Source organism: Paracoccus sp. S-4012 (assembly GCF_009674885.1).
GTDB lineage: Bacteria > Pseudomonadota > Alphaproteobacteria > Rhodobacterales > Rhodobacteraceae > Paracoccus.
The window spans coordinates 253,420-279,997 of the sequence record NZ_WKKA01000001.1 but is presented as its reverse complement, the minus strand read 5'-3'; the positions used below and the strand labels follow the sequence as shown (position 1 = coordinate 279,997).

Below are 26,578 nucleotides of genomic sequence, written 5' to 3'. Positions count from 1 at the left end.
GCGGACCTCCCTTGCTGTCGGGGGCCGAACCCTTGCGCCGCCGCGGGGTTCCTTACCGCACCCGCACCCAGGTCTGCGTCCGGCAGATCACCGCGATGCAGCCCTGGACCTTCAGCGTGCCGCCATCGAGCGTCATCTTCGAGGAATAGGTCCGGTCCGAGCCGGGGTCCCAGATCCTGCCGCCCGAGAATGCCCCGCCGCCATTGTCCTGCATGTCCGAGACGATGTTGCGCCCGGTGTTCGGCGACTGGAACTCGGTCCCGTCGGCGTGAAAGGACTTGATCAGCGTGCCGCACCAGCGGTCGCCGCAGGGGGCGAACTGGACCATGCCCACATCGCCGTTGTCGTTGGCCTGGGTCTGGAAGATGCCGCCGATCCCCTGCGCCTGCGCCGCCCCGGCGGCGAGCGCGAGGGCGGCGGCGAGTGCGAGCCTGTGCATCGATGAGCCTCCTTTCGTTTCGCCCGAAGCCTGCGCGGGCGGCTCGCGGCCGATCAAGCCTGACGTGGGGTTCCGGCGGCGGTCCGCCTGTGGCAAGCCGCGGCCATCAACAGGGAGCGCGCCATGATCCTCTACCCCGCCATCGACCTCAAGGACGGCAACTGCGTCCGGCTGCTGCGCGGCGACATGGCGGCCGCGACGGTCTTCGGCACCGACCCCGCAGCGCAGGCCCGCGCCTTTGCGGAGGCCGGGGCCGAGTGGCTGCATCTGGTGGACCTGAACGGCGCCTTCGCCGGGCATCCGGTGAACGCCGCGGCGGTGGAGGCGATCCTCGGCGCGGTGAGCATCCCGGTCCAGCTCGGCGGCGGCATCCGCGACCGGGCGGGGATCGAGGCCTGGCTGGAGAAGGGCGTGGCGCGGGTGATCCTCGGCACCGTCGCGGTCGAGGCGCCGGACCTCGTGCGCGAGGCGGCGGCCGCGCATCCGGGCCGGATCGCAGTCGGCATCGACGCGCGGGGGGGCCGGGTCGCCACGCGGGGCTGGGCCGAGGAGACGGAGGTCGAGGCCACCGACCTCGCCCGCCGCTTCGAGGACGCGGGCGTGGCCGCGATCATCTACACCGACATCGACCGCGACGGCGCCATGCAGGGGCCGAATGTCGAGGCGACAGCGGCGCTTGGGCGGGCGGTGACGATCCCGGTGATCGCCTCGGGCGGGGTCAGCCGCCTCGCGGACCTGCTGGCGCTGCGGGATACGGGCGCAATCGCAGGGACGATTTCGGGGCGGGCGCTCTATGACGGCGCGCTCGATCTGGGGGAGGCGCTCGCCGCCTTGCGGTAGGCGAAGATTTCCGCGCGAGGGATCGGGGCGCGTGACCCGATCCCGCTCCGTATGATGACGCAGCGCAACAGAGGGTCCCCGCACGCACGAAGGTGGGCGCAATCGCGCCCGCCTGTCGGGCGGGCGGGCGCGGACCCGTCCGCTTTGGCGGACGGGCGGGCCGTAACGGGGTCGTCAGGCGGTGAGCCCCTTCGGCACCGGCAGGCCGTTCGCCCGCGCCGCGGCGGTCACGGTATTCGCCAGCAGGCAGGCAATCGTCATCGGCCCGACCCCGCCCGGCACCGGGGTGATCGCCCCTGCCACGGCGCGCGCGGCGTCGAAATCCACGTCGCCGGCCAGCCCCTCGGGCGTCCGGTTGATGCCCACGTCGATCACCACCGCGCCCGGCTTGATCCAGCCGGCGCCGATCATCTTCGGCCGCCCCACCGCGGCCACCAGGATATCGGCCCGGCGGCACAGCCCCGGCAGGTCGCGGGTCCGCGAATGCGCCACCGTCACCGTCGCGCTGTCACGCAAGAGCAGCTGCGCCATCGGCTTGCCGACGATGTTCGACCGGCCCACCACCACCGCATCCAGCCCCGCGAGCGACCCCAACTCCTCACGCAGCAGCATCAGACAGCCGAGCGGCGTGCAGGGCACCATCGCCTCCTGCCCGGTCGCCAGACGGCCGGCGTTCTCGATATGGAAGCCGTCCACGTCCTTGGCGGGCGCGACCGCGCCCAGCACCGCCGCCTCGTCGATCTGCGCGGGCAGCGGCAGCTGGACGAGGATGCCATGCACCGCCGGGTCCGCGTTCAGGCGCGCGATCAGCGCCAGCAGATCGGCCTGCGGCGTCTCGGCGGGCAACCTGTGCTCGAAGCTCTGCATCCCGGCCTCGACGGTGGCCTTGCCCTTGGAGCGGACATAGACCTCGCTCGCCGGATCGGCGCCGACCAGCACCACGGCGAGGCCGGGCGTCAGGCCGTGCCCGGCCTTCAACGCTGCCACCTCCTCGGCCACACGCATCCGCAGCGCGGCCGCGCGCGCCTTGCCGTCGATCAACCGTGCCGTCATCCGTGGCCCCTTGCTCACGAGGCGCCGCGGCTGCGGGCCAGTTTTTTCTCGATGTAGTCGCGCAGCTCCTCGACCTCGGCCCGGCTCTCGGCCAGCGCGTCCATCGCGCCGCGAAGCTCGATCCCGGCCGCGGCGAGGCGGCTCGACAGGTCCGACTCGCGCGCTTCCAGCGTGGCGATGGCCTCCTCGGCCTCGTGGAGCTGCTGCGCCATGCGGTCCAGCTCGCCCATGTCGGCGCGGGTGGCGCGGGTCAGGCGGTGGATCAGCCAGCTGGCGAACCAGCCCATGACGAAGGCTGCGAACAGCGTCACGGCCGTGGCGACGATGAACTGCTCGCGGTCCATGGACGGTCCTTCAGTCGGGCGGGCCGGGCGAGACATGCGCGGCAATCGCGCTCGTCCCGGCGGTATAGCTGGCCGGGGGGTCGTCCGCAAAGCCGAGATCGTCGCGCAGGGCGTCGAGGTCGGCGTCGGTCTGGGGCCAGGCGATCGGCTCGGGCTCGTGCCGCTCCGGCGCGTCGTCCTCCTCAAGCGCCTCGGCTTCCGCCGCGACCAGCACGGGCGCCTCGCCCGCGCTCTCCGGTGCAGGCCCCCCGGTCACGCCGCTCACGAACGAGGCCGCCGCGGCCGGATAGCCGCCGACCGGCTCGGGCGAGAGCAGGCGGAACTCGATCCGCCGGTTCGCCTCGCGCCCGGCCACGGTCTCGTTGCTGGCGACGGGGCGGCTGTCGCCATAGCCGACCACGGTCATGTGGGTGGTCGTGATCCCGGCCCCGGCCATCGCCGCCCGCACCGCCTCGGCGCGCTGCTGCGACAGGCGCTGATTGAACTCTTCCGACCCACGCGAGTCGGTGTGCCCGCCGATCTCCAGCCGGAAGTCGCCGCAATGCTCGAGCGCCTCGGCGAGCGCGGCGAGCGACGGCTCGACCTCGCCCGCGATCTCCGGCCGGTTGGGCTCGAAGCCGATTTCGGACACAGCCAGGACCTCATTCGCCGCCGCGGCGCATTCGGCCCCATCCGGCAGGCCGAGGACCGGGTCCAGTCGGGGCTCGTAGCGGATGCCGAGCGCATAGGCCGCCCCCGCGCCGAGACGGCCGGCGAGCGCCGTCGCGGCGGCGTCTGACGCCGTGCGGCTGCCGGACACCCCCTGCACCCGGATCAGCGCCGGCGTGACCTCGACCGCACCCGTGGCCAGATCCCCCATCGCCTCGAGCGCGGCGATCACCCGCACCGTCCAGCCTTCCGGCACCGAGGGGTCCACCGTCAGCGCCGCATCGACGCTGGCGAAGCGCGAGCGCGCCAAGCTCTGGACCGCGTCGCGCATGGCCTCGTCGGGGACGCGGCCGCGCATGGTGAGGCGGCCGGAGCTGTCCTCGACGGCGACGAACTCCGCGGGCCGCGGCGCCTCGGCCGCGGGCGCGTCGCGGAGCGTGGTGAGGCGGAAGACATCGGGCAGGGTATGCTCGAGCCTTGCCGCCTGCTCGTCAAAGGCGGCGGCGGGGACCGTCGCGGGCGCGCGCAGGGCCACGTCGCCGTCCGAGAGGGTGACGGAGCCCTCGCCCAGCGCCGCGAGCGCCGAGATCGCGGCTGACGCGGCATCGGCCCAGCGCGGGGACGGGGCGCCGAGGCCGAGCGCGCAGTCGCTGGCCGTCGCCCCGGCCTGCCGCGCCGCCGCAAGGATGCGGTCGCGCGCGGCCTCGGTATCCGCGGCGCAGGCGTCGAAGCGCGCGCCCGCCTCGTCCATGACGAAGCGCAGGGCGAAGGGCGAGATGACCGGCCGGGGGGCCGAGATGTCGAGATCGAGGACCACCCCCTCGGGCGCCCGGCTGGTCAGCGCGCCCTCGAGCCGCGCCTTCTCCTCGGCGCTGTCGGTCAGCGCCGTCACCGCGACATGGCCGGGCGCCACGGAAATCTTCGCTCGCGGGGTGCCGGCCACCACCTCGAGCGCGAAGCCGAGCGCCTCGGCCCAGCCCTCGGGCGCGGGGAAGTCGGCGGTCTCGAGCAGGTCGGCGACCGGCACGCGGCCGGAACCGCCGGCGGTGCTGGCGATTGCGGCGGGATCGCTGGCCGCGGGCACGAGGCCGATCATCGAGATGCCGGAGTCGTTCCTGAGCAGCTCGACCTTGAACGCGGGCGGGGCGACGGGCGCTTGGCGCGCGACCTCGATGCGCTCCACGATGCGGCCCTGATCGACCGCCGTGCCCGCGGCGGCGAGGGCGCGCAGCCGCGCGCCCTCGTCGGGCGCGGTGCCGGTCAGCGCCACCTGCAGCCCGTCCGTCGCCACGCTGGCCCAGGGGAAGCCGTCGGCGAGCGCGCGGCGCACCTCGATGGCGGAGCGGTTCTCGATGTAGTCGGCGGCCTCGATCGCCCCGAACCACGCGCCCCCGGCCGCGCCCGCCATCAGCACCGCAGCCGCGAGGGTGGCGACGCCTTTGCGCGAACGGCGGCGGGGAGGGGGTCGGCTCATCGGTGCCTCGCGGCAGCTTCAGGACCGCGGGGGTTTAGCCCCACGCCGCCCGGGGGGCAATCAGACCAGCCCGGCCGAGGCGAGAAACAGCGCAAGGATCAGCCCGGCATCACGGTTGGAGCGGAACAATCTCAAGGCCAGTTCACCATCGCGTGGTCTGAACTGTCGCAGCTGCCACGCCAGATGCACCGCGAATCCCGCAAGTCCGCCGAGCGCCAGCCCCCAGGCGAGCGCGCTCTCCGGCCCCGCCATCACGATCGCGAGGGCGATGCCCGCGACTGATGCCACCGCGAAGCCCGAGAGCCAGCGCAGACTGTTGTCGCCGAAACGGCGGGCGGTGGATTTGACGCCGATCAGCTCGTCGTCCTCGATGTCCTGATGGGCGTAGATCGTGTCGTAAACCAGCGTCCAGCAGATTCCGGCGAGCCAGAGGATCACCGCGGGCGCCTCCAGCCGCCCGGCATGGGCGGCATAGGCCAGCATCGCGCCCCAGTTGAAGGCGATGCCGAGGAACACCTGCGGCCACCAGGTGAAGCGCTTGGCGAAGGGGTAGATGGCGACCGGGATCAGCGACAGCACCCCGAGCCAGATCGCCGCCGGGCCGAGCGTCAGCAGCAGCGCGAACCCGATGAGACACTGCACCACCAGCCAGACGAAGGCTCCCCGCGCCGTCACCCGACCCGAGGGCAGCGGCCGGATGCGGGTGCGCTCGACCTTCGCGTCGATGTCGCGGTCGGTGAGGTCGTTCCAGGTGCAGCCCGCCCCGCGCATCACCACCGCGCCGATGCCGCAGGCCACGGCGATCCAAAGCGCCCGCCAGCCGGGACCGTGGGCGATCATCGCGAGGCCGATCCCCCACCAGCAGGGCAGCAACAGCAGCCAGGTGCCGATCGGCCGGTCGATGCGACTCAGTCGCAGCCACGGCCGCCACGACGCGGGGGCGCTGCGGTCCACCCAGTTGCCGGCCGGGGCGTCGGGCTGCGCGCCTGCGGCTGGCGCGGCGCTGCGGGCTGCCATAGGAACAGACCTCATGGGACAGGTGCGCCTCTACATAGACCAGCCGCTCGGCGGGGGACAAGAAGCGGGGCTGGACACCGCGCAGGCGCATTATCTCGGCGGGGTCATGCGGCTTGGGCCGGGTGCCGAGATCGAGGCGTTCAACGGGCGTGACGGCGGCTGGTCCGCGCAGATCGTCGAACTGGGCAAGCGCGGCGGGCGGATCGAGGCCGTGGCGCAGGTGAGGCCGCCGCTGCCGCCGCCGGACCTCTGGCTGATGTTCGCGCCGATCAAGAAGGCGCGCACGGATTTCATCGTCGAGAAGGCGACCGAGCTCGGCTGCGCGCGCATCCTGCCGGTGGCGACCGAGTTCACGCAGGCCGGGCGGATCGCGCGCGACCGGCTGCAGGCCCATGCCGTCGAGGCGGCCGAGCAATGCGGCGGCACGCATGTGCCCGAGGTGGCGGAGCTCTCGCCGCTCACGCGGGTGCTGGACGGCTGGGACGAAGGGCGGCGCATCCTCTGGGCCGACGAATCGCGGGTCGGCCCGGCGGAGACGCTGGCGGGACTGCCGCGCGGCCCCTGGGCGATTCTGATCGGGCCGGAGGGCGGGTTTTCGGAGGCGGAGCGGACGCGCCTCGGGGGGAGCGGCGTCGTGACGCCGGTTAGCCTGGGGCCGCGGATCCTCCGCGCGGACACCGCCGCCTGCGCTGCCATCACGCTTTGGCAGGCGGCGCTCGGGGACTGGGGCGGTTCGCGGATGACGTGACGCAGCGTCGCCGCCCGTCGCGCATCTGGCTCAACGCTCGTCCCGCGCTGAAGTTTCTGCACGCGCACGAGGCTTTATGCCGCATCGCAGCACCTTGATTCAGCGCTGCGTCGTAGCTATGTAGAAGCTGAACGGGCACCCGCGAAAAGTTAATAGAACTCGGGCAGTTATGTAGAAGCTGCATAGCTGGATTGCCGCCGGCCCCCCTGCTCGTTCGGCCTGACGAGGTCTATGTCGGCGGCATCGAGGAACAAAGCTACCGGCATCCGGCCGGTGCCAACTTCAGGTGACAGAATGACTGCAATCGACAGCCGCGCCCATGTCGCGGCGGCCCCCGGTATGTTCTCCCGCGTCTCCGCGACGCTGAACAACTGGTACAACACCCGCGTGACCCGGCGCGAACTCTCGCGGCTCAGCGACCGCGAGTTGGACGACATCGGCCTCGTCCGCGGCGACATCGACCGGATCGCGCGCGGCCTCTGAGCCCCGCGCCATCCAGCCCAAAGGCCCCGTTCGGCGCTCCCGAACGGGGCCTTTCTCGTTTCACGCCCGCCGCATCGCCAGGGTGGTCCATTCGCCGAGGTCGTCGCGGCGCTCGGTCGCGAAGCCCTGCGCGTGGTAAGCCGCCTCGACCGCCTCCGCCTGCGGCACGAGGATGCCGCTGAGGATCGCCCGCCCGCCCGGCGCGATACTGGCGGCCATGTCGGGCGCGAGGTCGATCAGCGGCTGCTTGAGGATGTTGGCGAAGACGAGGTCGTAGGGCGCCGCGGCCTCCAGCAGCGGATGGTCGAAGCCCTCGGCCACCACGCATTCCACCCGCCCCGCGAGGCCGTTGGCGATAACGTTCGCGGCCGCCGTCTCCACCGCCAGCGGGTCCATGTCGCCCGCGACGACCGTGTGCCTGAACACCCGCGCGGCGGCCATCGCGAGGACCGCCGTGCCGCAGCCGATATCCGCGATCCGCTCCGGCCGCTCTCCCGCCTCGATCAGCCGGTCGAGCGCCTCGAGGCAGCCGCGCGTGGTGCCGTGATGCCCGGTGCCGAAGGCCATCGCCGCCTCGATCAGCAGCGGCTCGGCGTCCGGCGGCACCTTGTCGGCGTCATGCGCGCCGTGGACGAAGAACCGCCCCGCGACGACGGGCTTCAACTCACGCCGCACATGCGCGACCCAGTCCACCTCGGGCAGTTCCGACACCGCGAAGGGCTGCGCGCCCGCGGCCGCGGCCAGCAGCGCGAGCGCGACCTCGTCGGGCGCCTCGGTGAAGTAGAGCCCGACCTCCCAGCTGTCGGAGCCGTCCTCGACCTCGAAGACCCCGCTGCCCGCGGGCAGGGGGTCCAGCACCTCCTCGCCCTGCGCGGCCAGCGCCTCGGCCGCGGCGCGTCCGGGCAGGTGGGTCAGCGCGGTCCAGGTGGCCATCAGGCCGGCTCGTGCGGCTCGGGCATGGAGGCCTCGACCCCGGTGCCGCGCATCGCGCAGTAGCCGTTGGGGTTGCGGTCGAGATACTGCTGGTGCGGCTCCTCCGCCGGCCAGAACGGCCCGGCGGGGATGATCTCGGTGGTGATGTGCTTGAAGCCCGCCACCCCGAGGCGGTTGTCGTAATCCACCTTCGACGCCTCTGCCTGCGCCCGCTGGGTGTCCGAGAAGGTCATGATGAGCGAGCGGTATTGCGAGCCCACGTCGTTGCCCTGCCGGTTGCCCTGGGTCGGGTCGTGGTTCTCCCAGAAGGCCTTCAGCAGCTTCTCGTAGCTGACGCGGCTCGGGTCGAAGACCACGCGGACGACCTCGGCATGGCCGGTGTCGGTGCGGCAGACCTGCTCGTAGGTCGGGCTCGGGACATGGCCGCCGGCGAAGCCGACCTCGGTCATCCAGACGCCGTCCATGTTCCAGAACAGCCGCTCGATGCCCCAGTAGCAGCCCATGCCGAAGACCGCCTGCTCGAAGCCATGCGGCACCGGCTCGTTCATCGGGCGGCCGAAGATGCGGTGGATGGGACCGGGTGAGTGGCGCTGATCGTTCATCGGGAATGTCTCCTTGAGGGGCCGGGACAACGCCCCGCCGGGGAAGGCGGTTCAGCCTTGGATATGGCGGCTCGCCCCCGCCGCCGCAATGTCGGGCAGGCGGCCGGCGGTCATGTGGCGCTTGCCCGCGAAGCCGGGACGGCGCTCGACCGCGAAGCCCGCGGCGGTCAGCGCGCGGCGGACATGGCCCGCGGCGGTGTAGGTGGCGAAGCTGCCGCCGGGGGCGGTGTGGCGGGCGACTTCGGCCAGTAGCGCCTCGCCCCAGAGTTCGGGGTTCTTTGCGGGCGAGAAGCCGTCGAGAAACCAGGCGTCGACGCGACCCGGCCAGAGGCGCAGCGTCTCGCGCGCGTCGCCGGGGATGATCTCGGCCTCCACCTCGCCGACGCGGAAGCGGGTGCCGGTGGCAAGGCCCGCGCGCAGTTCGGCGGCGAGGGGGGCGAGCGCGGGGAAGGCGGCGTGGGCGCGGGAGAGGTCCCGCTCGCCAAGCGGAAAGGCCTCGAAGCTGGTGAAGCGGATCGGGACCGTGGTGATGCTGGCGAGGGCGAGCAGGTTCAGGCCGGTGCCGAAGCCGAGTTCGGCGACGTGGAAGCCGGGGCGCAGCCGCTCGGGCAGACCGTTGCCGTCGAGGAAGACGTGGCGGGTCTCGGCCAGCCCCCCGGCGAGGCTGAAATACGGATCGTCGAAGCGCCGCGACACCGGGACGCCCCCTTCGCGCCAGTCGAGCGGCTGGTCGGGATCAGTCATGCGCGCTACCTCTCGCGCGGGCCTAGCCGCAGAGGAACGCGCATGTCCAGCGAAGTCACGGTGGTCGGCGCGGGCATCTTCGGGCTCGCCTGCGCCTGGGCGATGGCCCGGCGCGGGGCGCGGGTGCGGGTGCTGGAGGCGGCGCGGATCGGGGCCGGGTCGTCGGGCGGGAATGTGGGGGCGCTGAGCCCGCATGCGCCGGAGAACTGGAACGAGAAGAAGCAGGTTCAGCTGGAGAGCCTGCTCGCGGCCGAGGGTTTCTGGGGCGAGGTGGCTGCGGCGGGCGGCGTCGATTCCGGCTACGGGCGGATCGGGCGGTTGCAGCCGGTGGCAGCGGACGGCGTTGCGAAGGCCGAGGCGCGGATTGCGGCGGCGAAGGCGCATTGGCCCGAGGGCTTCGGGATGCGGCTGGTCGACGCGCCGGAGGGGCTTGAGGGCCTGTGGCTGCACGACAGGCTCTCGGCCCGGATCGCCCCGCGCCGGGCCCTCGCGGCGCTTGCGGCGGCGATCCGGGCGGCGGGGGGCGTGATCAAGGAGGGGTGCGGCGAGGTCGGGCCGGAAGGGCCGACGCCGCCGGTGGTCTGGGCCACCGGGGCGCCGGGGCTGGCGGTTCTGGGCGCGGGCGGCGGCGTGAAGGGCCAGTCGGCGCTGCTGGCGCTTCCCGGCGCCTCCGGGCCGCAGCTCTACACGGACGGGCTGCATGTCGTGCCTCATGCGGACGGCACCGTGGCGATCGGCTCGACCTCCGAGCGTGCGTTTTCCGACGGCACCGCCACCGACGCTCAGCTGGACGCCTTGATCGAGCGCGCCCGTGCCGCAGTCCCTGCCCTGCGCGATGCCCCGGTTGCGGACCGCTGGGCGGGCGTGCGCCCCCGCGCCGCCTCGCGCGCGCCGCTGGTCGGGGCGTGGCCGGGGCGGCCGGGTCACGTGATCGCCAATGGCGGCTTCAAGATCGGCTTCGGCATGGCGCCATGGGTCGCCGCAGCGGTGGCGGACCTCGTCCTCGGCGGGGACAACCGCATCCCGGCGGCTTGGCGGGTCTCGTAAGATCGCGCCGCCGCGAGCCGGCGTCGCCTGTGGCAGGCCTCGTCGCGACAGAGGGCAGCGTCCGCCCTGGTGGACGCCAAGCGTCCGCCGTGGGGAGAGCGGACGCTGACCGATCCGCGGGGCGGATCGGTCCTCCCGCGGCTGACGCTGCGCGCAAATGGGCACAGGGTCCCATTTGCGGACGCGGGACGGTGGGAGCCGATGCCTCCGATCTGCCCCCTTCCTGTCACTGGCTCCTCGATAGAAGCTAATCTTCCTGCGCGGCCAGCTTTTCCGCCTGATCATGCGCGGCGAGCGCGTCGATCACTTCGCCCAGATCGCCCTGCATCACCCGGTCGAGCGCATAGAGCGTCAGGCCGATGCGGTGATCCGTCAGCCGCCCCTGCGGGAAGTTGTAGGTGCGGATGCGTTCCGAGCGGTCGCCGCTGCCGACCTGGCCCCGGCGCTCGGCGGCGCGGGCGGCGTCGGCGCGGGTGCGCTCCATGTCGTAGAGGCGGGCGCGCAGGACGGCCATCGCGTTGGCCCGGTTCTGGTGCTGCGATTTCTCGGAACTGGTGACGACGATGCCGGTCGGCAGGTGGGTGATCCGCACGGCCGAATCGGTGGTGTTGACGTGCTGCCCGCCCGCGCCCGACGAGCGCATGGTGTCGATGCGGATGTCCGCGTCGGGGATGGCGATGTCCACCTCCTCGGCTTCGGGGAGGACCGCCACGGTCGCGGCGGAGGTGTGGATGCGGCCCTGGCTCTCGGTCTCGGGCACGCGCTGCACGCGGTGGACGCCGCTTTCGTATTTCAGCCGCGCGAAGACCCCCTCGCCCTCGATCCGCGCGATCGCCTCGCGCACGCCGCCGAGTTCGTTGGTGGTGAGGTCCATCAGCTCGAACCGCCAGCCCTGCGCCTCGGCGTGGCGGTGATACATCCTGAGCAGGTCGCCCGCGAAGAGCGCCGCCTCATCGCCGCCGGTGCCGGGGCGGATTTCCATGATCGCGGGCCGGGCGTCGGCGGCGTCGTTGGGCAGCAGCGCGAGGCGCAGCGCGTGCTCGAGATCGGGCAGGCCTTCACGCAGGCGCGAGAGCTCCTCCTCGGCGAGGCTGCGCATCTCCGGGTCGGCCAGCATGGCCTCGGCCTCGGCGATCCCGGCTTTCGCCGCGCGCCAGTCCGCGATCCCGGCGACGACCGGCCTCAGGCCCGAATATTCCCGCGACAGCCGCGCGATCTCGTCGGCCGTTGCGCCTGCCGACAGCCGCGCCTCGAGATACTCGAAGCGCTGCACGATCTGGTCGAGACGGTCGGCGGGCAGCATCGCGCCCGCTTAGCCGCGCGAGGCGGGGGCGGCAAGGCGGCGGGTCCAGCCCCAGAGGCAGATGAGCTCCACCGCGACATGCGCGCCCGCGATGGCCGTGGCGCCGGTCGGGTCGTAGGGCGGCGAGACCTCGACCACGTCGCCGCCGATCAGGTTGATGCCGGCGAGCCCCCGCAGCAGCGCCGCCGCCTGCCAGCTGGCGAGCCCGCCCCAGACCGGCGTGCCGGTGCCCGGCGCGAAGGCCGGGTCGAGGCAGTCGATGTCGAAGGTGATGTAGGTTGGGCGCTCGCCCACAACGTCGCGGATGCGGGCGAGGGTCGCGTCGATGCCGTCGCGGTGGACGCTGGCTGCGTCGAGGATCGTCACGCCGCGGGTGTCGGGGTTGTCGGTGCGGATGCCGACCGACACGGTCGACTCGGGCCGCACCACGCCCTCGTTCAGCGCCTTGTAGAGGAAGGTGCCGTGGTCGATGCGGGCCGGGTCGTCATCCGGCCAGGTGTCGGAATGGGCGTCGAACTGGATCAGCGCCGGCGGCCCGAAGCGCGCGGCATGGGCGCGCAGGATCGGCAGCGTGACGGAATGATCGCCGCCAAGCGCAATGCAGCCGACGCCCGCGGCGAGGATCGCGGCGACATGGGCCTCGATGCGGGCGGGGACATCGGCCACGCGGGCATAGTCGAAGGCCATGTCGCCGTGATCCATGATCGCCAGTTCCGTCAGCGGGTCGTAGCCCCAGCCGAAGGGCGCGTCGAAGGCTTGCAGGGTCGAGGCCTCGCGGATCGCGCGCGGCCCGAAGCGGGCGCCGGGGCGGTGCGTCACGGCCTGGTCGAAGGGGATGCCGGTGATGGCGAGATCGGCCCCCGTCAGGTCCTTGGTCCATCGGCGACGCAGGAAGGACGGCGCCCCGGCGAAGGCGTTCTCGAAGGTCGGGCCGCGCAGATCCCCGCGGGTCAGCGCCTCGTCAACTTGCGAAGCCGCATCCTCGAGCGCCATCTGCCATCCTCCCATCCGCCCGCTGTTTCTTAGGATATCGGTGCAGATCAGGGAACCTCCGCAGAGGCCACGCATGGTCCCTATGCAGGAAGGAGAGGACCAAGTCCCCAGCCCGTCCCGCGCTCCCCGCCACCCTGCTGGAGGCAACTGCCATGCCGCTCGGCGCGCAGACCGCCGCAGCCCCGGCCGAGGACACGGCACCTGCCTGACGCAAAATCACCAAGGGCCGCCCCGGAAGGCGGCCCTCTGCCTGAGTGCAGGCCGGATCAGCTGCCCTTCTTGGCCTCGACGTTGATGACGAGTTTGATCTCGTCGCTGACCGCCGGGGCGAAGGCGCCGAGATTGAAGTCGGTCCGCAGCAGGGTGCCGGTGGCCGCGAAGCCGGCGGTCGGCAGCTGCGTGACCGGGTCCACCGCGGTCTGCCGCAGGGTGACGTCGAGGACCAGCGGCTGCGTGACGCCGTTCAGCTCCACATTCCCCGTCACCTTGGCGGTCTTGTCGCCCGTGGGCTCCACCGAGGTCGACCGGAAGGTGATCGCGGTGTCGGGCGCCGCCCCGGCGAAGAAGTCGTCGCCCATCAGATGCTCGTCGAGCAGGGCCGAGACGGACTTCAGGGCGGAGAGCGGGAAGCTCGCCTCGACCGAGGAGTTCGCGGGATTGTCCTGATCCAGCGTGACCGTGCCGGTCACGCCGCGAATCGTTCCGGTGGAAGTCGAGAAGCCCATGTGATCGTAGCTCCAGATCACATGGCTGTGTTCGGGGTCGAACTCCCAGGTGCCGCCCGGCTCGACCATCTCGAGGCCGCCGCTGTCGGCGGGCGCGGCGTCGGCCGTTGCGGCATTGGCCGCCGTCGCGTCGGCGCTGGCCGGGGCTTCGGCCGCGGGGGTGGCCGGAGCCTCGGCGGCAGGGGCGGTCGCATCCGCGCCAGGCGCCGGGGCGGTCTGCGCGAAGACCGGCAGCGCTGTGGCGAGGATCAGCGGAGCGGCAAGGATCAATCCGGCGCGTGTCAAGGCGATCTCCTTCCATGTCATGGGAACGGTGGCCGGCGACGAACGTCCGCCGGGCGATTCGAGTTGCGCGCGGCGGCGGCCCTGATATAAGCCCGCATCCTTTCCGCCGATATGAGATCAAACGGCGTAGCCTCTCGTGGCGGGGTGCGGAAAGGCAACCGCCCGCCTATGAAGCCGCCCGATACGAACCGAAGGATCGCCCATGCCGCTTTACGAGCATGTGCTGATCGCCCGCCAGGACCTGTCGAACACGCAGGCCGAGGGGCTGATCGAGCATTTCTCCACCGTTCTCGCCGACAATGGCGGCAAGGTGGTCGAGCATGAATACTGGGGCGTGCGCACGCTCGCCTACAAGATCAACAAGAACCGCAAGGGCCATTACGCCTTCCTGCGCAGCGACGCCCCCTCGGCGGCGGTGCAGGAGATGGAGCGTCTGGCCCGGCTGCATGACGACGTCATGCGGGTGCTGACCATCAAGGTGGACGAGCATCAGGAAGGCCCGTCGATCCAGATGCAGAAGCGCGACGAGCGTGACCGCGGCGACCGCGACCGCGGCCCGCGCGGCGATCGTGACCGTGGCGACCGTGACCGCGGTGATCGCGGCGGGGATCGTGGTGATCGTGGGGCCGACCGCGGCGACCGCGGCCCGCGGCCGGAACGGACCTGAGGGAGAACTGACAGATGGCAACCAAACCGTTCTTCCGCCGCCGCAAGGTCGATCCGTTCGGCGGCGACAACGCGCCCGTGATCGACTACAAGGACACCCGCCTGCTGCAACGCTACATCAGCGAGCGCGGCAAGATCGTGCCGTCGCGGATCACCGCCGTCTCGGCCAAGAACCAGCGCAAGCTGGCGCAGGCGATCAAGCGCGCGCGCTTCCTCGCGCTGCTGCCCTACGCCGTGAAGTGAGGGGGACCCTGCAATGCAAGTGATCCTGCTGGAGCGCGTCGGCAAGCTCGGCCATATGGGCGATGTCGTGTCGGTGCGCGAGGGCTATGCCCGCAACTTCCTGCTGCCGCAGGGCAAGGCGCTGCGCGCGACCGAGGCCAACATCAAGGGCTTCGAGGCGCGCAAGGCCGGCCTCGCGCAACAGAACGAGGACTCGCGCAAGACGGCCGAGGCCGTGGCCGAGACGCTGGACGGCAAGACCTTCGTGATCATCCGCTCGGCCTCCGACGCCGGCGCCCTCTACGGCTCGGTCAGCCCGCGCGATGCGGTTGATGCCGCCAACGAGGCCGGCTACGCTCTCGAGCGGCGCATGATCGTGCTCGCCGCGCCGATCAAGGAGCTGGGCGTGCACGACGTGCGCGTGCACCTGCACCCCGAGGTCGATGTCACGATCCGCCTGAACGTCGCCCGCTCGCCCGAGGAGGCCGAGTTGCAGGCCTCGGGCCGCACGATCCAGGACGCGCAGGCCGAGGCGGATGCCGAGGCCGAGTTCGAGATCGCGGGCCTCTTCGACGACCTCGGCGCGGCGGGCCGCGACGAGGACGGCGAGCCGGTGTCGCGCGACCGCGAGTTCTGAGCCAAGCCTCCCTGACGATTCTGGAAACGCCGCCCCACCCGGGGCGGCGTTTTCGCATCTGCGGCGTCGGGCCGGGGCAAGGCCGTCAGCGGACCGGACGCATCATCTCCCGGCGGCTTGCGCGGAACATTCGCGCCGCACCGCAAGTTGAACCGGCGAGCCCGCGGCGCTGCCGCGCTTCAGCCCGAGGATGCCCGATGAGCCACAGCGATTCCCCCCTCACCGCGCCCGCGCCGGGCGCCGCCTCCGCCTCCGACCCGATCGACCGCCGTCAGGAGACCTACCGCCCCTCGCCCTATCCGCCGCGCGGCGTTCCGCCCTCGGGTGACGTGTCTCCGGACGGCACCCGGCCCTGGCCGCGCACGTCGCTGACCAGCAAGGTCCTGGTCTATGGCGGCATCGGCATCGCGGCGGCGGCCGCGACCGCGGGTGCGGTCCTTGCCGTCCGCGCGGTGGTGGACGCCATCTCGGGCGATGACGACGACGAAGATCGCGTCGAGGAGGCCCGCGAGCGTGCGCGGCGGCGTCAGCGCAGCCGGATGCCGCGCAACGCCTACGCCCCCCGCGGCCGAACGCCCCGCTATGCCGTCGGCGGCTTCAACGAGCCCGAGGAAGATCAGGAGCGTTTCGAGCGCGCCCGTTCCGCCCCGCGCCGCCGCCCGCCGCCGCAGCGTCCCATGGGCGCGGGGCTGCTCGACGACGTGAACCACACCGTCGCCGACATGACCGACGGCGTGCGCAACCTGCTCGACACGGTGAACGCCGCCGTGAAGGGCTTCCAGAGCGTCGCGGGCCAGGCCGGCGGCATCATGGACGAGTTCCACAATGCCGCCGACACGGTCCGCAGCATGCTCGACACCGCGGCCCCGGATCGACAGCGCCGGCCGCGTCCCGCTACCGCGCGCCCTTCTCGGCGCGATGTCGTCGACCTGCGCGACGAGACCGAAGCCGAGCACCGCGCCGACACCCGCACCCATAACCTGTGAGGCCGGGGCGCCCTCATCGGCGCCCCGTCCCTCCCCTTCCTCACCCGAGGCGAAATGCCCAGCCCTACCCCGCGCTCCGTGACCGATGCGCTTCTCGGCGACCTCACCCCCGAGGCGCGACGGCGTTTCCACCTCGACCCGCCGCCGGGGGCCGGGACCGCAGCACCGCAGGACAGCGGCACCCTCCGCAACGCCGGGATCAAGGCCGAGAAGGCCAAGGGCGCGCCGCCGCGGGTGCCGGGCGCGCCCTCCTCGCCCTGGCAGCTGAGCCGGGCGTCCTGGATCGAGACCTTCAAGCGCGTGGTGAAGGAGTTCTCGAAGGACCGCGTGACCTCGGTCGCGGCCGGCGTGACCTTCTTCGGGCTGCTGGCGCTGTTTCCGGCGATCACGGCCCTCGTGTCGATCTACGGCCTGTTTGCCGACAACCAGACCATCCTCGACCAGATCGGCGCGCTGAACCGCATCCTGCCGCAAAGCGCGGTCGAACTGATCCGCGGCCAGATTGTCGCCATCGTCGACGCCCCGGCGCGGGCCCTCGGAATCGCCACGGTGGTCGGCCTGCTGGCAGCGCTGTGGAGCGCGATGGGCGGCATGAAGGCGCTGATTCAGGCGCTGAACATCGCCTGGTTCCAGACCGAGCGCCGGGGCTTCATCAAGCTGAACCTGCTCGCGCTCGGCATGACGCTGGGCGGCATCGTCCTGGTGATCGCCTTCATCGCGGCCATCGCGGTCCTGCCCGCGATCCTGAACGCGCTCCCCGGCAGCAGCTTCTGGGGCACGGTCGCGAACTGGGCCCGCTGGCCGCTCATCGTGATCGCGCTGACCGTGGCGCTCGCGGCCCTCTACCGCTTCGCGCCCGACAAGGACGACGCCAAGTGGCACTGGATCTCGCCCGGCGCGCTGATCGCCACGGCCGGGCTGCTGATCGCCTCGGTCCTGTTCTCGTGGTACGCGTCGAACTTCGCCAATTACAACGAGACCTACGGCTCGCTCGGCGCCGCCATCGCGCTGATGATGTGGCTGTGGATCGCCTGCACCGTGGTGCTGGTCGGTGCCGAGGTGAACAGCGAGGTCGAGCGCCAGATCCAGAAGGAGAACGGGATTCCGCTCGAGGATGATGCGGCCAAGGATACGAGTGAGTGAGGCGGGTGAAACCCGGGGGAGGGCGGCCTTTACACGAGTAAGGACATTCCTTACCTTGTGGGAGGAGGGGGACCAAGCCCATGATCCAGTCCCGGCTGACAACAAAAGCGCAGACCACGATCCCCGCCCCGGTCCGCAAGGCGCTCGGGCTCAAGGAGGGTGATCTGGTCAGCTACCGGATCGAACAGGGCCGCGTCATCATGACACGGGCGGAGAACCCGCCCGACGACCCCTTCGCCACCTTCTCCGAATGGGACAGCGCGGCGGACCGCAAGGCCTATGCCGATTTCTGAGGCCCCGGGAGCGGTAGTGCGCGTTCCGTTCCCCTATACCGACGCCGAGACCCGCCAGCATCGCCCGGCCCTCGTGGTGGCTCAGGCAGGCTCGGGTGCGGAGCCGTTCCTGATCTGGGTCGTGATGATTACCTCGGCCGAGAACCGCGGCTGGCCCGGCGATGTGGAGATTGCCGACTCCCGTAGCGCGGGTCTTCCCGCAGCGTCGGTCGTCCGCACCGCCAAGATCGCGACGATCGATCTCGCCCGAGCCGAACCAAGGGGCCGGATCGCGGCGCAGGAACTGTCCTCGGTGAGGGCTGCGATCGCAGCGCGGCTCGACATGACAGTTGAGGATCGCACCCTCTGAGACAAGAGAACCTGCCGACCTCGCGGCCGGCAGGTTCAAGATGCGCAGACCCTCGCCCGCGAAAGCCGATCGGGAAGGCCTCAGACCTCGTCCAGCGCCTCGATCGCCTTCTCCAGCTCTTCCTTCGTCACCTCGCGGTCGGTGACCTTCGCGCCCTCGACGATGTGGTCCACCACCTTGTCCTCGAAGATCGGCGCGCGCAGCTGCTGCTGGGCGGCGGGGGTGTTCTGGATGTATTCGAAGAAGGCGCGCTCCTGGCCGGGGAAGTTGCGGGCCTGGTTCATCACCGCCTGCGTCATTTCCTGATCGGAGATGGCCACGCCGGCCTTCTGGCCGATCTCGGCCAGCAGCAGGCCGAGGCGGACGCGGCGCTCGGCCAGCTTGCGGTGCTCCTCGGTCGGCTCGATATGGGCGTGGTCGTGGCCGTGCTCCTCCGGGTGCTCCTCGTGCCACAGCTGATGCGCGATCTGCTCGGCCTCGGCCTGCACCAGGCTCGGCGGCAGGTCGAACTTCACCCGCTCGTCCAGTCGGTCGAGCAGCGCCCGCTTCATCACCTGCCGCGCCGCGCCCTTGTATTCGGCGCCGATGCGGTCGCTGATCTGGGTGCGCAGCGCGGCGAGGTCGTCGGCGCCGTAGCGCTTGGCCAGCGCATCGTCGATCTCGGCCGGCTTGCCGGCTTTCACCGCCTTCACCTTGGTATGGAACACCGCTTCCTTGCCGGCGAGATGCGCCGCGCCGTAGTCGTCGGGAAAGCTGACGGTCACGTCGCGCTCGTCGCCGGCTTTCGCCCCGACGAGCTGCTCCTCAAAACCGGGGATGAAGCTGCCGGAGCCGAGGACCAGCGGGAAATCCTCGGCCGAGCCGCCCTCGAAGGCCTCGTCGCCGATCATGCCCTTGAAGTCGATCACGATCTGGTCGTCGTTCTCGGCCGCGGCGCCCTCCTCGCGGTCCTCGAAGGTGCGGGCGTTCTTGGCGAGGTTCTGCAGCGCCTCGTCCACGGCGGCCTCGTCGGCGGGGACGACCAGCCGCTCAAGCTCGAGGTCCGAGAGATCCGTCTCCGGGATGTCGGGCAGCGATTCGTATTCGACGTTGACGACGACGTCGTCGCCTTCCTTCCACGCCTCGCCGCCTTCCATCTCGACCTTGGGCTGCACCGCCGGGCGGTGGCCGGTTTCCTCCAGATGGCCCTTCAGCGCGCTGTCGATCGCCTCCTGCAGGGCGTCGCCCATCAGCCGCTGGCCGAACTGCTTCTTCAGCATCGCCATCGGCACCTTGCCCTTGCGGAAGCCCTTCATCTCGACTTCGGGCTGCGCCTCGGCCAGCTTGCGGTTCACCGTCTCGGTCAGCGTCGTGCCGGGGAGGGTGAACCTGTAGCCGCGCTTGAGGCCTTCGCTGAGGGTCTCGGTCACCTGCATCGTCGGGAATCCTTGCTCATGTCGGACGCGGCCGCCCGCCGAGGGCCGCCAAGGGGATTGGGGGCTTCTAGTGACGCGAAAGGGCGACTGCAAGCGCGAGGCTGGTGCGGGTGAAGGGACTCGAACCCCCACGCCTCGCGGCGCCAGAACCTAAATCTGGTGCGTCTACCATTCCGCCACACCCGCACGGGGGCCTGATAGCAGGCCAGGGCGGGGGATGCGATTCCTCTGCGAGGAATCTTCGCCAGAAGATTCGTCAGGCGCCGAGGTCGCGCAGGACGGCGGGGATCAGGTCGGGCAGGTCCTCGGCGATCAGGCCGGGACCGAAGCGGCGGGCGGCGGCGGCGTGGAGCCAGGTGGCGCTCGCGGCGGCGTCATAGGCCGGAAACCCGCGCGCCAGCAGTCCGGTGATGAGGCCCGCCAGCACATCGCCCGACCCCGCGGTGGCGAGCCAGGGCGCGGCCGCTGCGCGATGCGCGGCGTGGATGCAGGCGCGGCCGTCCGGGGCGGCGATCACGGTGTCGGGGCCTTTCAGCAGGACGACCGCACCCAGCCGCGCCGCCGCTTCGCGCGCCGCATCGACGCGCGAAAAGGCCGGGCCCTGCAGCGGCGTCTCCGCCAGCCGGGCGGCCAGATCCGGGCACAGGCGCGCGAACTCGCCGTCATGCGGGGTGAGCACGCATTCGGCGGGCAACGCCCCGAGATCAGCGTCCAGGGCGTCGGCGTCGAGAACCAGCGCCCGCGCGCCTCGCGCTGCCGCCACCAGGGCGGAGGCGCGGTCGCGGCCGAGGCCCGGACCCATCAGCACCGCGGAAATGCGCCTGTCCTCGAGCGCATCGCGAAGCTGCCCCGGCGCACCGATCTCGCGCAGCATCACCGCATCGAGGCGGGCCGCGTTCTCGATCAGCGCATCGTCCGGCGCGCCGACCGTCACCAGCCCCGCCCCGATCCGCAGCGCCGCGCGGGCGGCGAGCCGCGCCGCGCCGCCGCGGGTGGCAGGCCCGGCCAGGATCAGCGCGTGGCCGTGGTCGTATTTGTGGCCGGTGTGCTTGCCCATATCGCGCGGCGCGCCGACCTGCATGATCCTCCGGCCATCCTCGGCCCCCACGTCGAGGCCGAGGTCGATCACCGCCAGCTCCCCCGACTGCGCCCCGCCCTGGTCCAGCAGATGGCCCGGCCGGGCGGCCTGGAAGGTCACGGTCAGCTCCACGTCGTGAGACGCCCCGCCCCCGAGAACGCGCCCGCTGTCCGCGCAGATCCCCGAGGCGATATCCGCGGCGACCACAGGGCCTGCCTGACGGGCGAGCCGGTCGATCACGCGCGCGACCTCCGCCGCCAGCGGTCGGACGAGGCCGGTGCCGAACAGCGCGTCCACCACGACCGTCTCCGCGTCGGCCCCGCCAGTGGCGTCCTCCCAGGCCCGCACCGGCCCGTGCCAGTCCGCGGCCGCCGCGGCGGCATCCGCCGTCGCCGGAGGGGCGAGCGCCGCGACCTCGACCCGCCAGCCCGCCTCGGCCAGATGCCGCGCCACCACATAGCCGTCGCCGCCGTTGTTGCCCGGCCCCGCCAGCACGCGGGCCTTCCGCGCCCCGGGCCAGCGCGAGAGGATCAGCTGCGCCACCCCGCGCCCGGCATCCTCCATCATGGCACGGCCGGTCGTGCGGCCCGCGGCGATCGCCTCGGCCTCGAGGGCGCGCATCTGGGCCGAGGTCAGCAGCGGCGTCATCTATGTGCCCCACCATTCAGCATCTTGCCCAAATATTCGCCATTGAGTCAGCGCAGCGGCGCGAGGGCGGCATCAGTGCGAGGCTAGTCGGTGGACGGCCTTCGGGGAAGCTGGTGGAACGGTTCCGACAGGCACGGAGGCTGACGCGATGAAGAAAGTCGAGGCGATCATCAAGCCGTTCAAGCTCGACGACGTGAAGGAGGCGCTGCAGGAGGTCGGCGTGCAGGGCCTCAGCGTCACCGAGATCAAGGGCTTCGGCCGCCAGAAGGGCCATACCGAGCTCTACCGGGGGGCGGAATACATCGTCGATTTTCTGCCCAAGGTGAAGCTGGAGGTGGTGCTGCCCGACGACCTGGTGGAGCCGGCCATCGAGGCCATCATCTCGGCCGCGCGCACCGACAAGATCGGCGACGGCAAGATCTTCGTCTCGCCCGTCGAGCAGGCGATCCGCATCCGCACCGGCGAGAGCGGCGACGACGCCCTCTGAACCCCAGTTCGCAGACCGCCCGAGAAGGCGGATAAAGGAGAGAACATGACCAAGACGGTCGCCGAGGTCATGGACCTCGTGACAGCGGAGGAAATCGCCTATGTCGATGTCCGCTTCACCGATCCCAAGGGCAAGCTGCAGCACGTCACGCTGGACATCGACCTGCTGAACGAGGAGTTCTTCGAGGACGGCCTCATGTTCGACGGCTCCTCCATCGCCGGATGGAAGTCGATCGACCAGTCCGACATGAAGCTGATGCCGGACCCGTCCTCGGCCTATATCGACCCGTTCTACGCCGAGAAGACCCTCTGCCTGCATTGCAACGTGGCCGAACCCGACACCGGCGAGCCCTATGAGCGCGATCCGCGCGGCACCGCCGTCAAGGCCGAGGCCTATCTCAAGTCCACCGGCATCGGCGACGCCTTCTACTGCGGACCCGAGGCCGAGTTCTTCATCTTCGACGATGTCCGCTATGCCGTCACGCCGCAGAAGGTCAGCTTCCAGCTCGACGCCGACGACGCCGCCTGGAACACCGACGCCGAATACGAGACCGGCAACCACGGCCACCGCGCGCCGCACAAGGGGGCGTATTTCCCGGTGAACCCCATCGACCGCGGCCAGGACATCCGCGGCGAGATGCTGACCACCATGAAGCGCATGGGGATGCGCACCGACAAGCACCATCACGAGGTCGCCTCGGGTCAGCACGAGCTGGGGCTGGTCTTTGGCGGGCTGGTCGAGCAGGCCGACAACATCCAGAAATACAAATACGTCATCCACAACGTGGCCGACGCCTACGGCAAGACCGCGACCTTCATGCCGAAGCCGATGAAGGGCGACAACGGCAGCGGCATGCACGTCAACATGTCGATCTGGAAGGACGGCAAGCCGCTGTTTGCAGGCGACAAATATGCCGACCTGAGCCAGGAGGCGCTGTGGTTCATCGGCGGCATCCTGAAGCACGCGAAGGCCCTGAACGCGATCACCAACCCCTCCACGAACAGCTACAAGCGCCTGATCCCCGGCTTCGAGGCCCCGGTGCTGCGCGCCTACTCGGCCCGCAACCGCTCGGGCTGCGTGCGGATCCCGTGGACCGAGAGCCCGAAGGCCAAGCGGGTCGAGGCGCGCTTCCCCGATCCTTCGGCCAACCCGTATCTCTGCTTCGCGGCGCTGCTGATGGCCGGGCTCGACGGCATCCGCAACAAGATCGACCCCGGCCCGGCCTCGGACAAGGACCTCTACGACCTGCCGCCGGAGGAACTGGCCGAGATCCCGACCGTCTGCGGGTCGCTGCGCGAGGCGCTCGAGGAACTGGGGAAGGACATGGACTTCCTGCTCCAGGGCGACGTCTTCACCCGCGACCAGCTGGAGAGCTTCATCCGGCTGAAATGGGAGGAGGTCTATGCCTTCGAGCACACCCCCCATCCGATCGAATACGCGATGTATTACAGCTGCTGAGGCGGCTTGACTGACCGGCAGGCGCCCTCCGGGGCGCCTGTTTCGTTGCCGCCGGCCCCAGCGTTGTCCCGCGGGGTCACACCGGCTACAGGGCGGCAACCCCCGAGGAGACCCCCATGATCCCGCGCTATTCCCGCCCCGAGATGGTGGCCATCTGGTCGCCCGAGACCAAGTTCCGCATCTGGTTCGAGATCGAGGCCCATGCGCTCGACGCGATGGCGGCGCTCGGCGTGGTGCCGAAGGAGAACGCCGAGGCGGTCTGGCGCGCGAAGGACGTGGAGTTCGACGTGGCCCGCATCGACGAGATCGAGGCGGTCACGAAGCACGACGTCATCGCCTTTCTGACCCACTTGGCCGAGCATGTCGGCGCCGACGAGGCGCGGTTCGTGCATCAGGGCATGACCAGCAGCGACGTGCTGGACACCGCGCTGAACGTGCAGCTGACCCGCGCCGCGGACCTGCTCGATCAGGGCATGGCGCGGGTGCTCGCGGCGCTGAAGGCCCGCGCCTTCGAGCACAAGGATACGCTCCGCATCGGCCGCAGCCACGGCATCCATGCCGAGCCGACGACCCTCGGCCTCACCTTCGCCCGCTTCCATGCCGAGTTCGACCGCGGCCGTCAGCGCCTCGCCCGCGCTCGCGAGGAGATCGCGACCGGCGCGATTTCCGGCGCGGTCGGCACCTTCGCCAACATCGATCCGGCGGTCGAGGCGCATGTCTGCGAGAAGCTGGGCCTCGTCCCCGAGCCGATCAGCACCCAGGTCATCCCGCGCGACCGGCACGCCATGTTCTTCGCCACGCTGGGCGTGATCGCGTCGTCGATCGAGAACATCGCCGTCGAGATCCGCCACATGCAGCGCACCGAGGTTTTGGAGGCGGAGGAGTATTTCTCGCCCGGCCAGAAGGGCTCCTCGGCGATGCCGCACAAGCGCAACCCGGTCCTGTCGGAGAACCTCACCGGCCTCGCGCGGCTGGTCCGCTCGACGGTCACGCCGGCGCTCGAGAACGTGGCGCTTTGGCACGAGCGCGACATCAGCCATTCGAGCGTCGAGCGCGGCATCTGCCCGGACGCGACCGTTACGCTCGACTTCGCGCTGCACCGCCTCGCCGGGCTGGTCGAGAAGCTCGTCGTCTACCCCGAGACCATGCGCCGCAACATGGACCGCTTCCGCGGCCTCGTGATGAGCCAGCGCGTGCTGCTGGCGCTGACGCAGGCCGGCATCAGCCGCGAGGACGCCTACCGGCTGGTGCAGAGGAACGCGATGAAGGTCTGGGAAGCCGGGGCCGATTTCCGCGAGGAGCTGCTGGCCGACCCCGAGGTGACCGCGGCGCTCTCGCCCGCCGAGATCGAGGAGAAGTTCGATCTCGGCTATCACACCAAGCACGTGGACACGATCTTCGCACGGGTGTTCGGCGCATGACGCCACGGACGCGCTTCGTGATCTTCAGCTCGGCCCGGTCGGGCACCAGCCTCGTCACGGCGACGCTGGGCCAGCACCCGGACATCTACTGCCACGCGGAGATCTTTCAGGCGAAGCGCGAGAACCACATCCTCAAGGAGTTCCGCGCCGCGCATGACGTGGAGGGGCTGGCGAAAACGCCGGTGAAACTGGCGCGTGCGGTGCTGGATTTCACGCCGGGGCCGCCGGTGGTCGGCTTCAAGATGTGGACCTGGCAGGCGCCGGCGGCGGCGCGCGAGATCCTCGCCGATCCCGGCTTGCGCAAGATCGTGATCGAGCGGAAGAACCGCCTCGCCGCCTACTCCTCGGTCCGCCTGGCCTTCACCACCGGCGTCTGGAACCTCTGGCCGGGCGAGGGGCGCAAGGCCGCGCCGCCGCTGCTGCCCTTCGACGCAGCGGATTTCGAGGCCTTTCTGAAGCGGCAGCAAAAGCTTTTCGACGAGTATCGCGCGCACGCTGCGGGCGAGCTGCTCGAGGTCGCCTATGGCGAACTGCCCGACCCCGGCATCGCGCGAATTCAGGCGTTCCTCGGGGTTGCGCCGCGCGACCTCGCGCCGCGACGCCAGAAGCTCCATTCCGACGACATCCTCGCCCGCTTCGCGCCGGAGGCCCGCGACGCCGTGCGCGCGGCGGTCGAGCGCGCCGGCCATCCCGAATGGCTGCGCGAGGCGCGGGGCTGACGCGCCCCCTCGCCCGTTAACCGGGCGTCAGGCTTTCGCTGCGATAGTCGGCACGTTCCGAATCTGGCGGGGGCGGGAATGATCGACGGGGCGGATCTGACCTCGCGGCAGAAGGCGGCGGTGATCGTGCGGCTGCTGCTGGCGGAGGGCGAGGATATCTCGCTCGAGGCGCTGCCGGTGGAGCTGCAGGGGGCACTCGCCGACGAGATGTCGGGCATGGGCCTGATCGACCGCACGACGCGGGATTCGGTGATCGCGGAGTTCTGTGACCGGCTCGACGCCGTGGGGCTGACCTTCCCGCAGGGGCTGGACGGCACGCTCGACCTGCTGGGCGCGCGCATCTCGCGCGACGCCTCGGACCGGCTGCGGCGGCTGGCGGCGCTCTCGGGCCGGGGGGACCCGTGGGAGCGGATCGCCACGCTGCCGGTCGCGACGCTCGTGCATCTGGCCGAGACCGAGGCGCAGGAGATCGCGGCGGTGATGTTCGCGCGCCTGCCGGTGACGAAGGCGGCGGAGAGTTTCGGGCGGCTCGACCCCGGACGCGCGCGGCGGATCGCCTATGCCATGTCGCTGACCGGCGGCATCGAGGCCCCTGCCCTCAGGCGCATCGGGCAGGCGCTCGTCCACGCAGCCGAGGCGCTGCCGCAGCCGGTGCTGGACGGCGGGCCGGTCGAGAAGGTCGGCGCGATCCTCAACTTCTCGCCCGCCGCGACGCGGGACACGGTCCTCGACGGCCTCGACGAGGACGACCACGATTTCGCCCGCAGCGTCCGCAAGGCGATCTTCACCTGGGCCAACATCCCGCTCAGGATCGACCCGCGCGACGTGCCGCGGATCACCCGCGCGGTGGACCAGCCGGTGCTGGTCCGGGCGCTCGCGGGCGCGCGGGGGGCCGACGAGCCGACGGTGGGGTTCCTCCTCGGCGCGCTCGGCAGCCGCATGGCCGACAGCCTGCGCGAGGAGATGGAGACCGCGGGCAAGGTGTCGGCGGCCGACGCCGAAGCGGCGATGTCCGAGGTCGTGGCCGCGATCCGCGCGATGGAGGCGGCGGGCGACCTGTTCCTCATCGCCGGCGAGGCGGAGGAGGGCGAGGAGATCACCATCTCGGCGGTGTCGCAGCCCGGATAATCGCCGCCGCGCCTTGCCCCGCCCCCCCTGCCCCGCCTAGAGCGGCGCCATCTGCGGCGCGGAGCCTGCCATGACCAATACCCTCGCCATCATCCTCGCGCTCGTCATCGGCGGGCTGCTGATCCTCGACGCGCAGCTGCTGCACTGGAACCTGCCGCTGCTGGTCGGGCGCGAGTTCGTGCGGCTGGTCGAATGGGCGAGCTTCTGGCGCTGAACGCGCCCGCCGTCCCTCGCCCCCGAATTGCATTCC

General features: G+C 71.3%; 30 protein-coding genes and 1 tRNA gene. 17 read left to right on the top strand and 14 right to left on the bottom strand.

The annotated features are described in order from the left end of the window. Nucleotides 1–52: 52 nt before the first annotated feature. Nucleotides 53–439: a DUF2147 domain-containing protein gene (locus tag GI374_RS01340; protein ID WP_154335211.1), complete on the bottom strand. Its 387-nt coding sequence runs from the start codon at nt 437–439 to the stop codon at nt 53–55. Between the two features lie 123 nt (nt 440–562). Between GI374_RS01340 and hisA the strand changes: the two genes are divergently transcribed. After that, entirely contained in the window at nt 563–1,279 is a 717-nt protein-coding gene (gene hisA, locus GI374_RS01335) for a 1-(5-phosphoribosyl)-5-[(5-phosphoribosylamino)methylideneamino]imidazole-4-carboxamide isomerase (protein ID WP_154335210.1), read from the top strand. A 174-nt stretch (nt 1,280–1,453) separates the two neighbouring features. On the opposite strand, the gene folD is transcribed toward hisA, so the two are convergent. The 4 genes from folD to ubiA are packed head-to-tail and all read right to left on the bottom strand — an operon-like array spanning nt 1,454 to nt 5,815. Continuing rightward, nucleotides 1,454–2,332, bottom strand: a complete 879-nt coding sequence (gene folD, locus GI374_RS01330; RefSeq protein ID WP_154335209.1) for a bifunctional methylenetetrahydrofolate dehydrogenase/methenyltetrahydrofolate cyclohydrolase FolD — start codon at nt 2,330–2,332, stop codon at nt 1,454–1,456. A gap of 14 nt (nt 2,333–2,346) precedes the next feature. Further along, complete coding sequence (locus GI374_RS01325) at nt 2,347–2,676, bottom strand: hypothetical protein (RefSeq protein WP_154335208.1); 330 nt, start codon at nt 2,674–2,676, stop codon at nt 2,347–2,349. Nucleotides 2,677–2,686: 10 nt separating this feature from the next. Continuing rightward, nucleotides 2,687–4,798 carry an OmpA family protein gene (locus tag GI374_RS01320; RefSeq protein ID WP_154335207.1) on the bottom strand — a complete coding sequence of 704 codons (2,112 nt, stop codon included), beginning with the start codon at nt 4,796–4,798 and terminating at the stop codon, nt 2,687–2,689. Between the two features lie 60 nt (nt 4,799–4,858). Beyond that, nucleotides 4,859–5,815, bottom strand: coding sequence for a 4-hydroxybenzoate octaprenyltransferase (gene ubiA, locus GI374_RS01315; RefSeq protein WP_154335206.1), 957 nt, complete (start codon nt 5,813–5,815; stop codon nt 4,859–4,861). Between the two features lie 13 nt (nt 5,816–5,828). Between ubiA and GI374_RS01310 the strand changes: the two genes are divergently transcribed. Together GI374_RS01310 and GI374_RS01305 are read left to right on the top strand one after the other, a co-directional pair. Continuing rightward, entirely contained in the window at nt 5,829–6,563 is a 735-nt protein-coding gene (locus GI374_RS01310; RefSeq protein WP_154335205.1) for a 16S rRNA (uracil(1498)-N(3))-methyltransferase, read from the top strand. Nucleotides 6,564–6,857: 294 nt separating this feature from the next. Next, the gene (locus tag GI374_RS01305) at nt 6,858–7,046 is read left to right on the top strand and encodes a DUF1127 domain-containing protein (protein WP_154335204.1); all 189 of its coding nucleotides are present in this window, start codon (nt 6,858–6,860) and stop codon (nt 7,044–7,046) included. Nucleotides 7,047–7,106: 60 nt separating this feature from the next. On the opposite strand, the gene GI374_RS01300 is transcribed toward GI374_RS01305, so the two are convergent. The 3 genes from GI374_RS01300 to mnmD are packed head-to-tail and all read right to left on the bottom strand — an operon-like array spanning nt 7,107 to nt 9,325. Beyond that, complete coding sequence (locus GI374_RS01300) at nt 7,107–7,979, bottom strand: 50S ribosomal protein L11 methyltransferase (RefSeq protein ID WP_154335203.1); 873 nt, start codon at nt 7,977–7,979, stop codon at nt 7,107–7,109. Beyond that, entirely contained in the window at nt 7,979–8,581 is a 603-nt protein-coding gene (gene msrA, locus GI374_RS01295; RefSeq protein WP_154335202.1) for a peptide-methionine (S)-S-oxide reductase MsrA, read from the bottom strand. Before msrA ends, GI374_RS01300 begins: the two co-directional genes overlap by 1 nt. Before the next feature lie 51 nt (nt 8,582–8,632). Next, nucleotides 8,633–9,325 (bottom strand): tRNA (5-methylaminomethyl-2-thiouridine)(34)-methyltransferase MnmD, encoded by a 693-nt coding sequence (gene mnmD / locus GI374_RS01290; protein WP_154335201.1) that lies wholly within the window; start codon nt 9,323–9,325, stop codon nt 8,633–8,635. Nucleotides 9,326–9,367: 42 nt separating this feature from the next. On the opposite strand from mnmD, the gene GI374_RS01285 reads away from it, so the two are divergent. Further along, complete coding sequence (locus GI374_RS01285; protein WP_154335200.1) at nt 9,368–10,372, top strand: FAD-binding oxidoreductase; 1,005 nt, start codon at nt 9,368–9,370, stop codon at nt 10,370–10,372. Nucleotides 10,373–10,619: 247 nt separating this feature from the next. Here GI374_RS01285 and prfA read toward each other — a convergent pair whose 3' ends face one another. From prfA to GI374_RS01270, 3 genes are all read right to left on the bottom strand, one after another. Continuing rightward, on the bottom strand, nt 10,620–11,675 hold the full coding sequence (gene prfA / locus GI374_RS01280; RefSeq protein ID WP_154335199.1) for a peptide chain release factor 1: 1,056 nt from the start codon (nt 11,673–11,675) through the stop codon (nt 10,620–10,622). 9 nt (nt 11,676–11,684) lie between these two features. After that, nucleotides 11,685–12,668: an agmatinase gene (gene speB, locus GI374_RS01275; protein ID WP_154335198.1), complete on the bottom strand. Its 984-nt coding sequence runs from the start codon at nt 12,666–12,668 to the stop codon at nt 11,685–11,687. A gap of 266 nt (nt 12,669–12,934) precedes the next feature. Next, on the bottom strand, nt 12,935–13,678 hold the full coding sequence (locus GI374_RS01270; RefSeq protein WP_154335197.1) for a YceI family protein: 744 nt from the start codon (nt 13,676–13,678) through the stop codon (nt 12,935–12,937). A gap of 202 nt (nt 13,679–13,880) precedes the next feature. Here GI374_RS01270 and rpsF point away from each other — a divergent pair, with 202 nt between their 5' ends. The 7 genes from rpsF to GI374_RS01235 all read left to right on the top strand — a co-directional run bounded on the left by rpsF (nt 13,881) and on the right by GI374_RS01235 (nt 17,974). Further along, complete coding sequence (rpsF, locus tag GI374_RS01265; RefSeq protein WP_154335196.1) at nt 13,881–14,345, top strand: 30S ribosomal protein S6; 465 nt, start codon at nt 13,881–13,883, stop codon at nt 14,343–14,345. Between the two features lie 14 nt (nt 14,346–14,359). Beyond that, nucleotides 14,360–14,587: a 30S ribosomal protein S18 gene (rpsR, locus tag GI374_RS01260; protein WP_154335195.1), complete on the top strand. Its 228-nt coding sequence runs from the start codon at nt 14,360–14,362 to the stop codon at nt 14,585–14,587. 13 nt (nt 14,588–14,600) lie between these two features. After that, nucleotides 14,601–15,203: a 50S ribosomal protein L9 gene (gene rplI, locus GI374_RS01255; RefSeq protein WP_154335194.1), complete on the top strand. Its 603-nt coding sequence runs from the start codon at nt 14,601–14,603 to the stop codon at nt 15,201–15,203. Nucleotides 15,204–15,400: 197 nt separating this feature from the next. Further along, nucleotides 15,401–16,189 (top strand): hypothetical protein, encoded by a 789-nt coding sequence (locus GI374_RS01250; RefSeq protein ID WP_154335193.1) that lies wholly within the window; start codon nt 15,401–15,403, stop codon nt 16,187–16,189. Nucleotides 16,190–16,267: 78 nt separating this feature from the next. Beyond that, nucleotides 16,268–17,332, top strand: a complete 1,065-nt coding sequence (locus tag GI374_RS01245; protein WP_195759801.1) for a YihY/virulence factor BrkB family protein — start codon at nt 16,268–16,270, stop codon at nt 17,330–17,332. An 80-nt stretch (nt 17,333–17,412) separates the two neighbouring features. Further along, nucleotides 17,413–17,625: a type II toxin-antitoxin system PrlF family antitoxin gene (locus GI374_RS01240; RefSeq protein ID WP_154335191.1), complete on the top strand. Its 213-nt coding sequence runs from the start codon at nt 17,413–17,415 to the stop codon at nt 17,623–17,625. Between the two features lie 16 nt (nt 17,626–17,641). Further along, complete coding sequence (locus GI374_RS01235; protein ID WP_370515081.1) at nt 17,642–17,974, top strand: type II toxin-antitoxin system PemK/MazF family toxin; 333 nt, start codon at nt 17,642–17,644, stop codon at nt 17,972–17,974. An 80-nt stretch (nt 17,975–18,054) separates the two neighbouring features. Here the strand turns inward: GI374_RS01235 and tig are convergent, their stop codons facing one another. The 3 genes from tig to GI374_RS01220 all read right to left on the bottom strand — a co-directional run bounded on the left by tig (nt 18,055) and on the right by GI374_RS01220 (nt 21,115). Then, nucleotides 18,055–19,389 carry a trigger factor gene (gene tig / locus GI374_RS01230; RefSeq protein ID WP_154335189.1) on the bottom strand — a complete coding sequence of 445 codons (1,335 nt, stop codon included), beginning with the start codon at nt 19,387–19,389 and terminating at the stop codon, nt 18,055–18,057. Nucleotides 19,390–19,491: 102 nt separating this feature from the next. Beyond that, a tRNA-Leu gene (locus tag GI374_RS01225) sits at nt 19,492–19,575 on the bottom strand. 70 nt (nt 19,576–19,645) lie between these two features. After that, on the bottom strand, nt 19,646–21,115 hold the full coding sequence (locus GI374_RS01220; protein ID WP_154335188.1) for an NAD(P)H-hydrate dehydratase: 1,470 nt from the start codon (nt 21,113–21,115) through the stop codon (nt 19,646–19,648). A 148-nt stretch (nt 21,116–21,263) separates the two neighbouring features. Between GI374_RS01220 and GI374_RS01215 the strand changes: the two genes are divergently transcribed. The 6 genes from GI374_RS01215 to GI374_RS18790 all read left to right on the top strand — a co-directional run bounded on the left by GI374_RS01215 (nt 21,264) and on the right by GI374_RS18790 (nt 26,542). Beyond that, nucleotides 21,264–21,602, top strand: coding sequence for a P-II family nitrogen regulator (locus GI374_RS01215; protein WP_154335187.1), 339 nt, complete (start codon nt 21,264–21,266; stop codon nt 21,600–21,602). 45 nt (nt 21,603–21,647) lie between these two features. Further along, nucleotides 21,648–23,060 (top strand): type I glutamate--ammonia ligase, encoded by a 1,413-nt coding sequence (glnA, locus tag GI374_RS01210; protein ID WP_154335186.1) that lies wholly within the window; start codon nt 21,648–21,650, stop codon nt 23,058–23,060. Nucleotides 23,061–23,176: 116 nt separating this feature from the next. Then, entirely contained in the window at nt 23,177–24,481 is a 1,305-nt protein-coding gene (gene purB, locus GI374_RS01205) for an adenylosuccinate lyase (protein WP_154335185.1), read from the top strand. After that, a complete protein-coding gene (locus GI374_RS01200) occupies nt 24,478–25,200 on the top strand; it encodes a hypothetical protein (protein ID WP_154335184.1) in 723 nt (240 codons plus the stop codon). Before purB ends, GI374_RS01200 begins: the two co-directional genes overlap by 4 nt. Nucleotides 25,201–25,278: 78 nt before the next feature. Next, nucleotides 25,279–26,328, top strand: a complete 1,050-nt coding sequence (locus tag GI374_RS01195) for a FliG C-terminal domain-containing protein (RefSeq protein ID WP_154335183.1) — start codon at nt 25,279–25,281, stop codon at nt 26,326–26,328. Nucleotides 26,329–26,398: 70 nt separating this feature from the next. Then, nucleotides 26,399–26,542: a hypothetical protein gene (locus tag GI374_RS18790; RefSeq protein ID WP_195759800.1), complete on the top strand. Its 144-nt coding sequence runs from the start codon at nt 26,399–26,401 to the stop codon at nt 26,540–26,542. Nucleotides 26,543–26,578: the final 36 nt, after the last annotated feature.

Bases quoted from the DNA above. Each gene is read 5' to 3' on its own strand.
- hisA (WP_154335210.1), top strand. From the start codon at position 563: ATGATCCTCTACCCCGCCATCGACCTCAAGGACGGCAACTGCGTCCGG.
- GI374_RS01285 (WP_154335200.1), top strand. From the start codon at position 9,368: ATGTCCAGCGAAGTCACGGTGGTCGGCGCGGGCATCTTCGGGCTCGCC.
- msrA (WP_154335202.1), bottom strand. From the start codon at position 8,581: ATGAACGATCAGCGCCACTCACCCGGTCCCATCCACCGCATCTTCGGC.
- GI374_RS01320 (WP_154335207.1), bottom strand. From the start codon at position 4,798: ATGAGCCGACCCCCTCCCCGCCGCCGTTCGCGCAAAGGCGTCGCCACC.
- speB (WP_154335198.1), bottom strand. From the start codon at position 12,668: ATGGCGCTCGAGGATGCGGCTTCGCAAGTTGACGAGGCGCTGACCCGC.
- tig (WP_154335189.1), bottom strand. From the start codon at position 19,389: ATGCAGGTGACCGAGACCCTCAGCGAAGGCCTCAAGCGCGGCTACAGG.
- glnA (WP_154335186.1), top strand. From the start codon at position 21,648: ATGACCAAGACGGTCGCCGAGGTCATGGACCTCGTGACAGCGGAGGAA.
- rplI (WP_154335194.1), top strand. From the start codon at position 14,601: ATGCAAGTGATCCTGCTGGAGCGCGTCGGCAAGCTCGGCCATATGGGC.
- GI374_RS18790 (WP_195759800.1), top strand. From the start codon at position 26,399: ATGACCAATACCCTCGCCATCATCCTCGCGCTCGTCATCGGCGGGCTG.
- GI374_RS01220 (WP_154335188.1), bottom strand. From the start codon at position 21,115: ATGACGCCGCTGCTGACCTCGGCCCAGATGCGCGCCCTCGAGGCCGAG.
- rpsR (WP_154335195.1), top strand. From the start codon at position 14,360: ATGGCAACCAAACCGTTCTTCCGCCGCCGCAAGGTCGATCCGTTCGGC.
- GI374_RS01325 (WP_154335208.1), bottom strand. From the start codon at position 2,676: ATGGACCGCGAGCAGTTCATCGTCGCCACGGCCGTGACGCTGTTCGCA.
- GI374_RS01300 (WP_154335203.1), bottom strand. From the start codon at position 7,979: ATGGCCACCTGGACCGCGCTGACCCACCTGCCCGGACGCGCCGCGGCC.
- GI374_RS01310 (WP_154335205.1), top strand. From the start codon at position 5,829: ATGGGACAGGTGCGCCTCTACATAGACCAGCCGCTCGGCGGGGGACAA.
- folD (WP_154335209.1), bottom strand. From the start codon at position 2,332: ATGACGGCACGGTTGATCGACGGCAAGGCGCGCGCGGCCGCGCTGCGG.
- mnmD (WP_154335201.1), bottom strand. From the start codon at position 9,325: ATGACTGATCCCGACCAGCCGCTCGACTGGCGCGAAGGGGGCGTCCCG.
- GI374_RS01215 (WP_154335187.1), top strand. From the start codon at position 21,264: ATGAAGAAAGTCGAGGCGATCATCAAGCCGTTCAAGCTCGACGACGTG.
- rpsF (WP_154335196.1), top strand. From the start codon at position 13,881: ATGCCGCTTTACGAGCATGTGCTGATCGCCCGCCAGGACCTGTCGAAC.
- prfA (WP_154335199.1), bottom strand. From the start codon at position 11,675: ATGCTGCCCGCCGACCGTCTCGACCAGATCGTGCAGCGCTTCGAGTAT.
- GI374_RS01240 (WP_154335191.1), top strand. From the start codon at position 17,413: ATGATCCAGTCCCGGCTGACAACAAAAGCGCAGACCACGATCCCCGCC.
- GI374_RS01340 (WP_154335211.1), bottom strand. From the start codon at position 439: ATGCACAGGCTCGCACTCGCCGCCGCCCTCGCGCTCGCCGCCGGGGCG.
- purB (WP_154335185.1), top strand. From the start codon at position 23,177: ATGATCCCGCGCTATTCCCGCCCCGAGATGGTGGCCATCTGGTCGCCC.
- GI374_RS01305 (WP_154335204.1), top strand. From the start codon at position 6,858: ATGACTGCAATCGACAGCCGCGCCCATGTCGCGGCGGCCCCCGGTATG.
- ubiA (WP_154335206.1), bottom strand. From the start codon at position 5,815: ATGGCAGCCCGCAGCGCCGCGCCAGCCGCAGGCGCGCAGCCCGACGCC.
- GI374_RS01200 (WP_154335184.1), top strand. From the start codon at position 24,478: ATGACGCCACGGACGCGCTTCGTGATCTTCAGCTCGGCCCGGTCGGGC.
- GI374_RS01195 (WP_154335183.1), top strand. From the start codon at position 25,279: ATGATCGACGGGGCGGATCTGACCTCGCGGCAGAAGGCGGCGGTGATC.
- GI374_RS01250 (WP_154335193.1), top strand. From the start codon at position 15,401: ATGAGCCACAGCGATTCCCCCCTCACCGCGCCCGCGCCGGGCGCCGCC.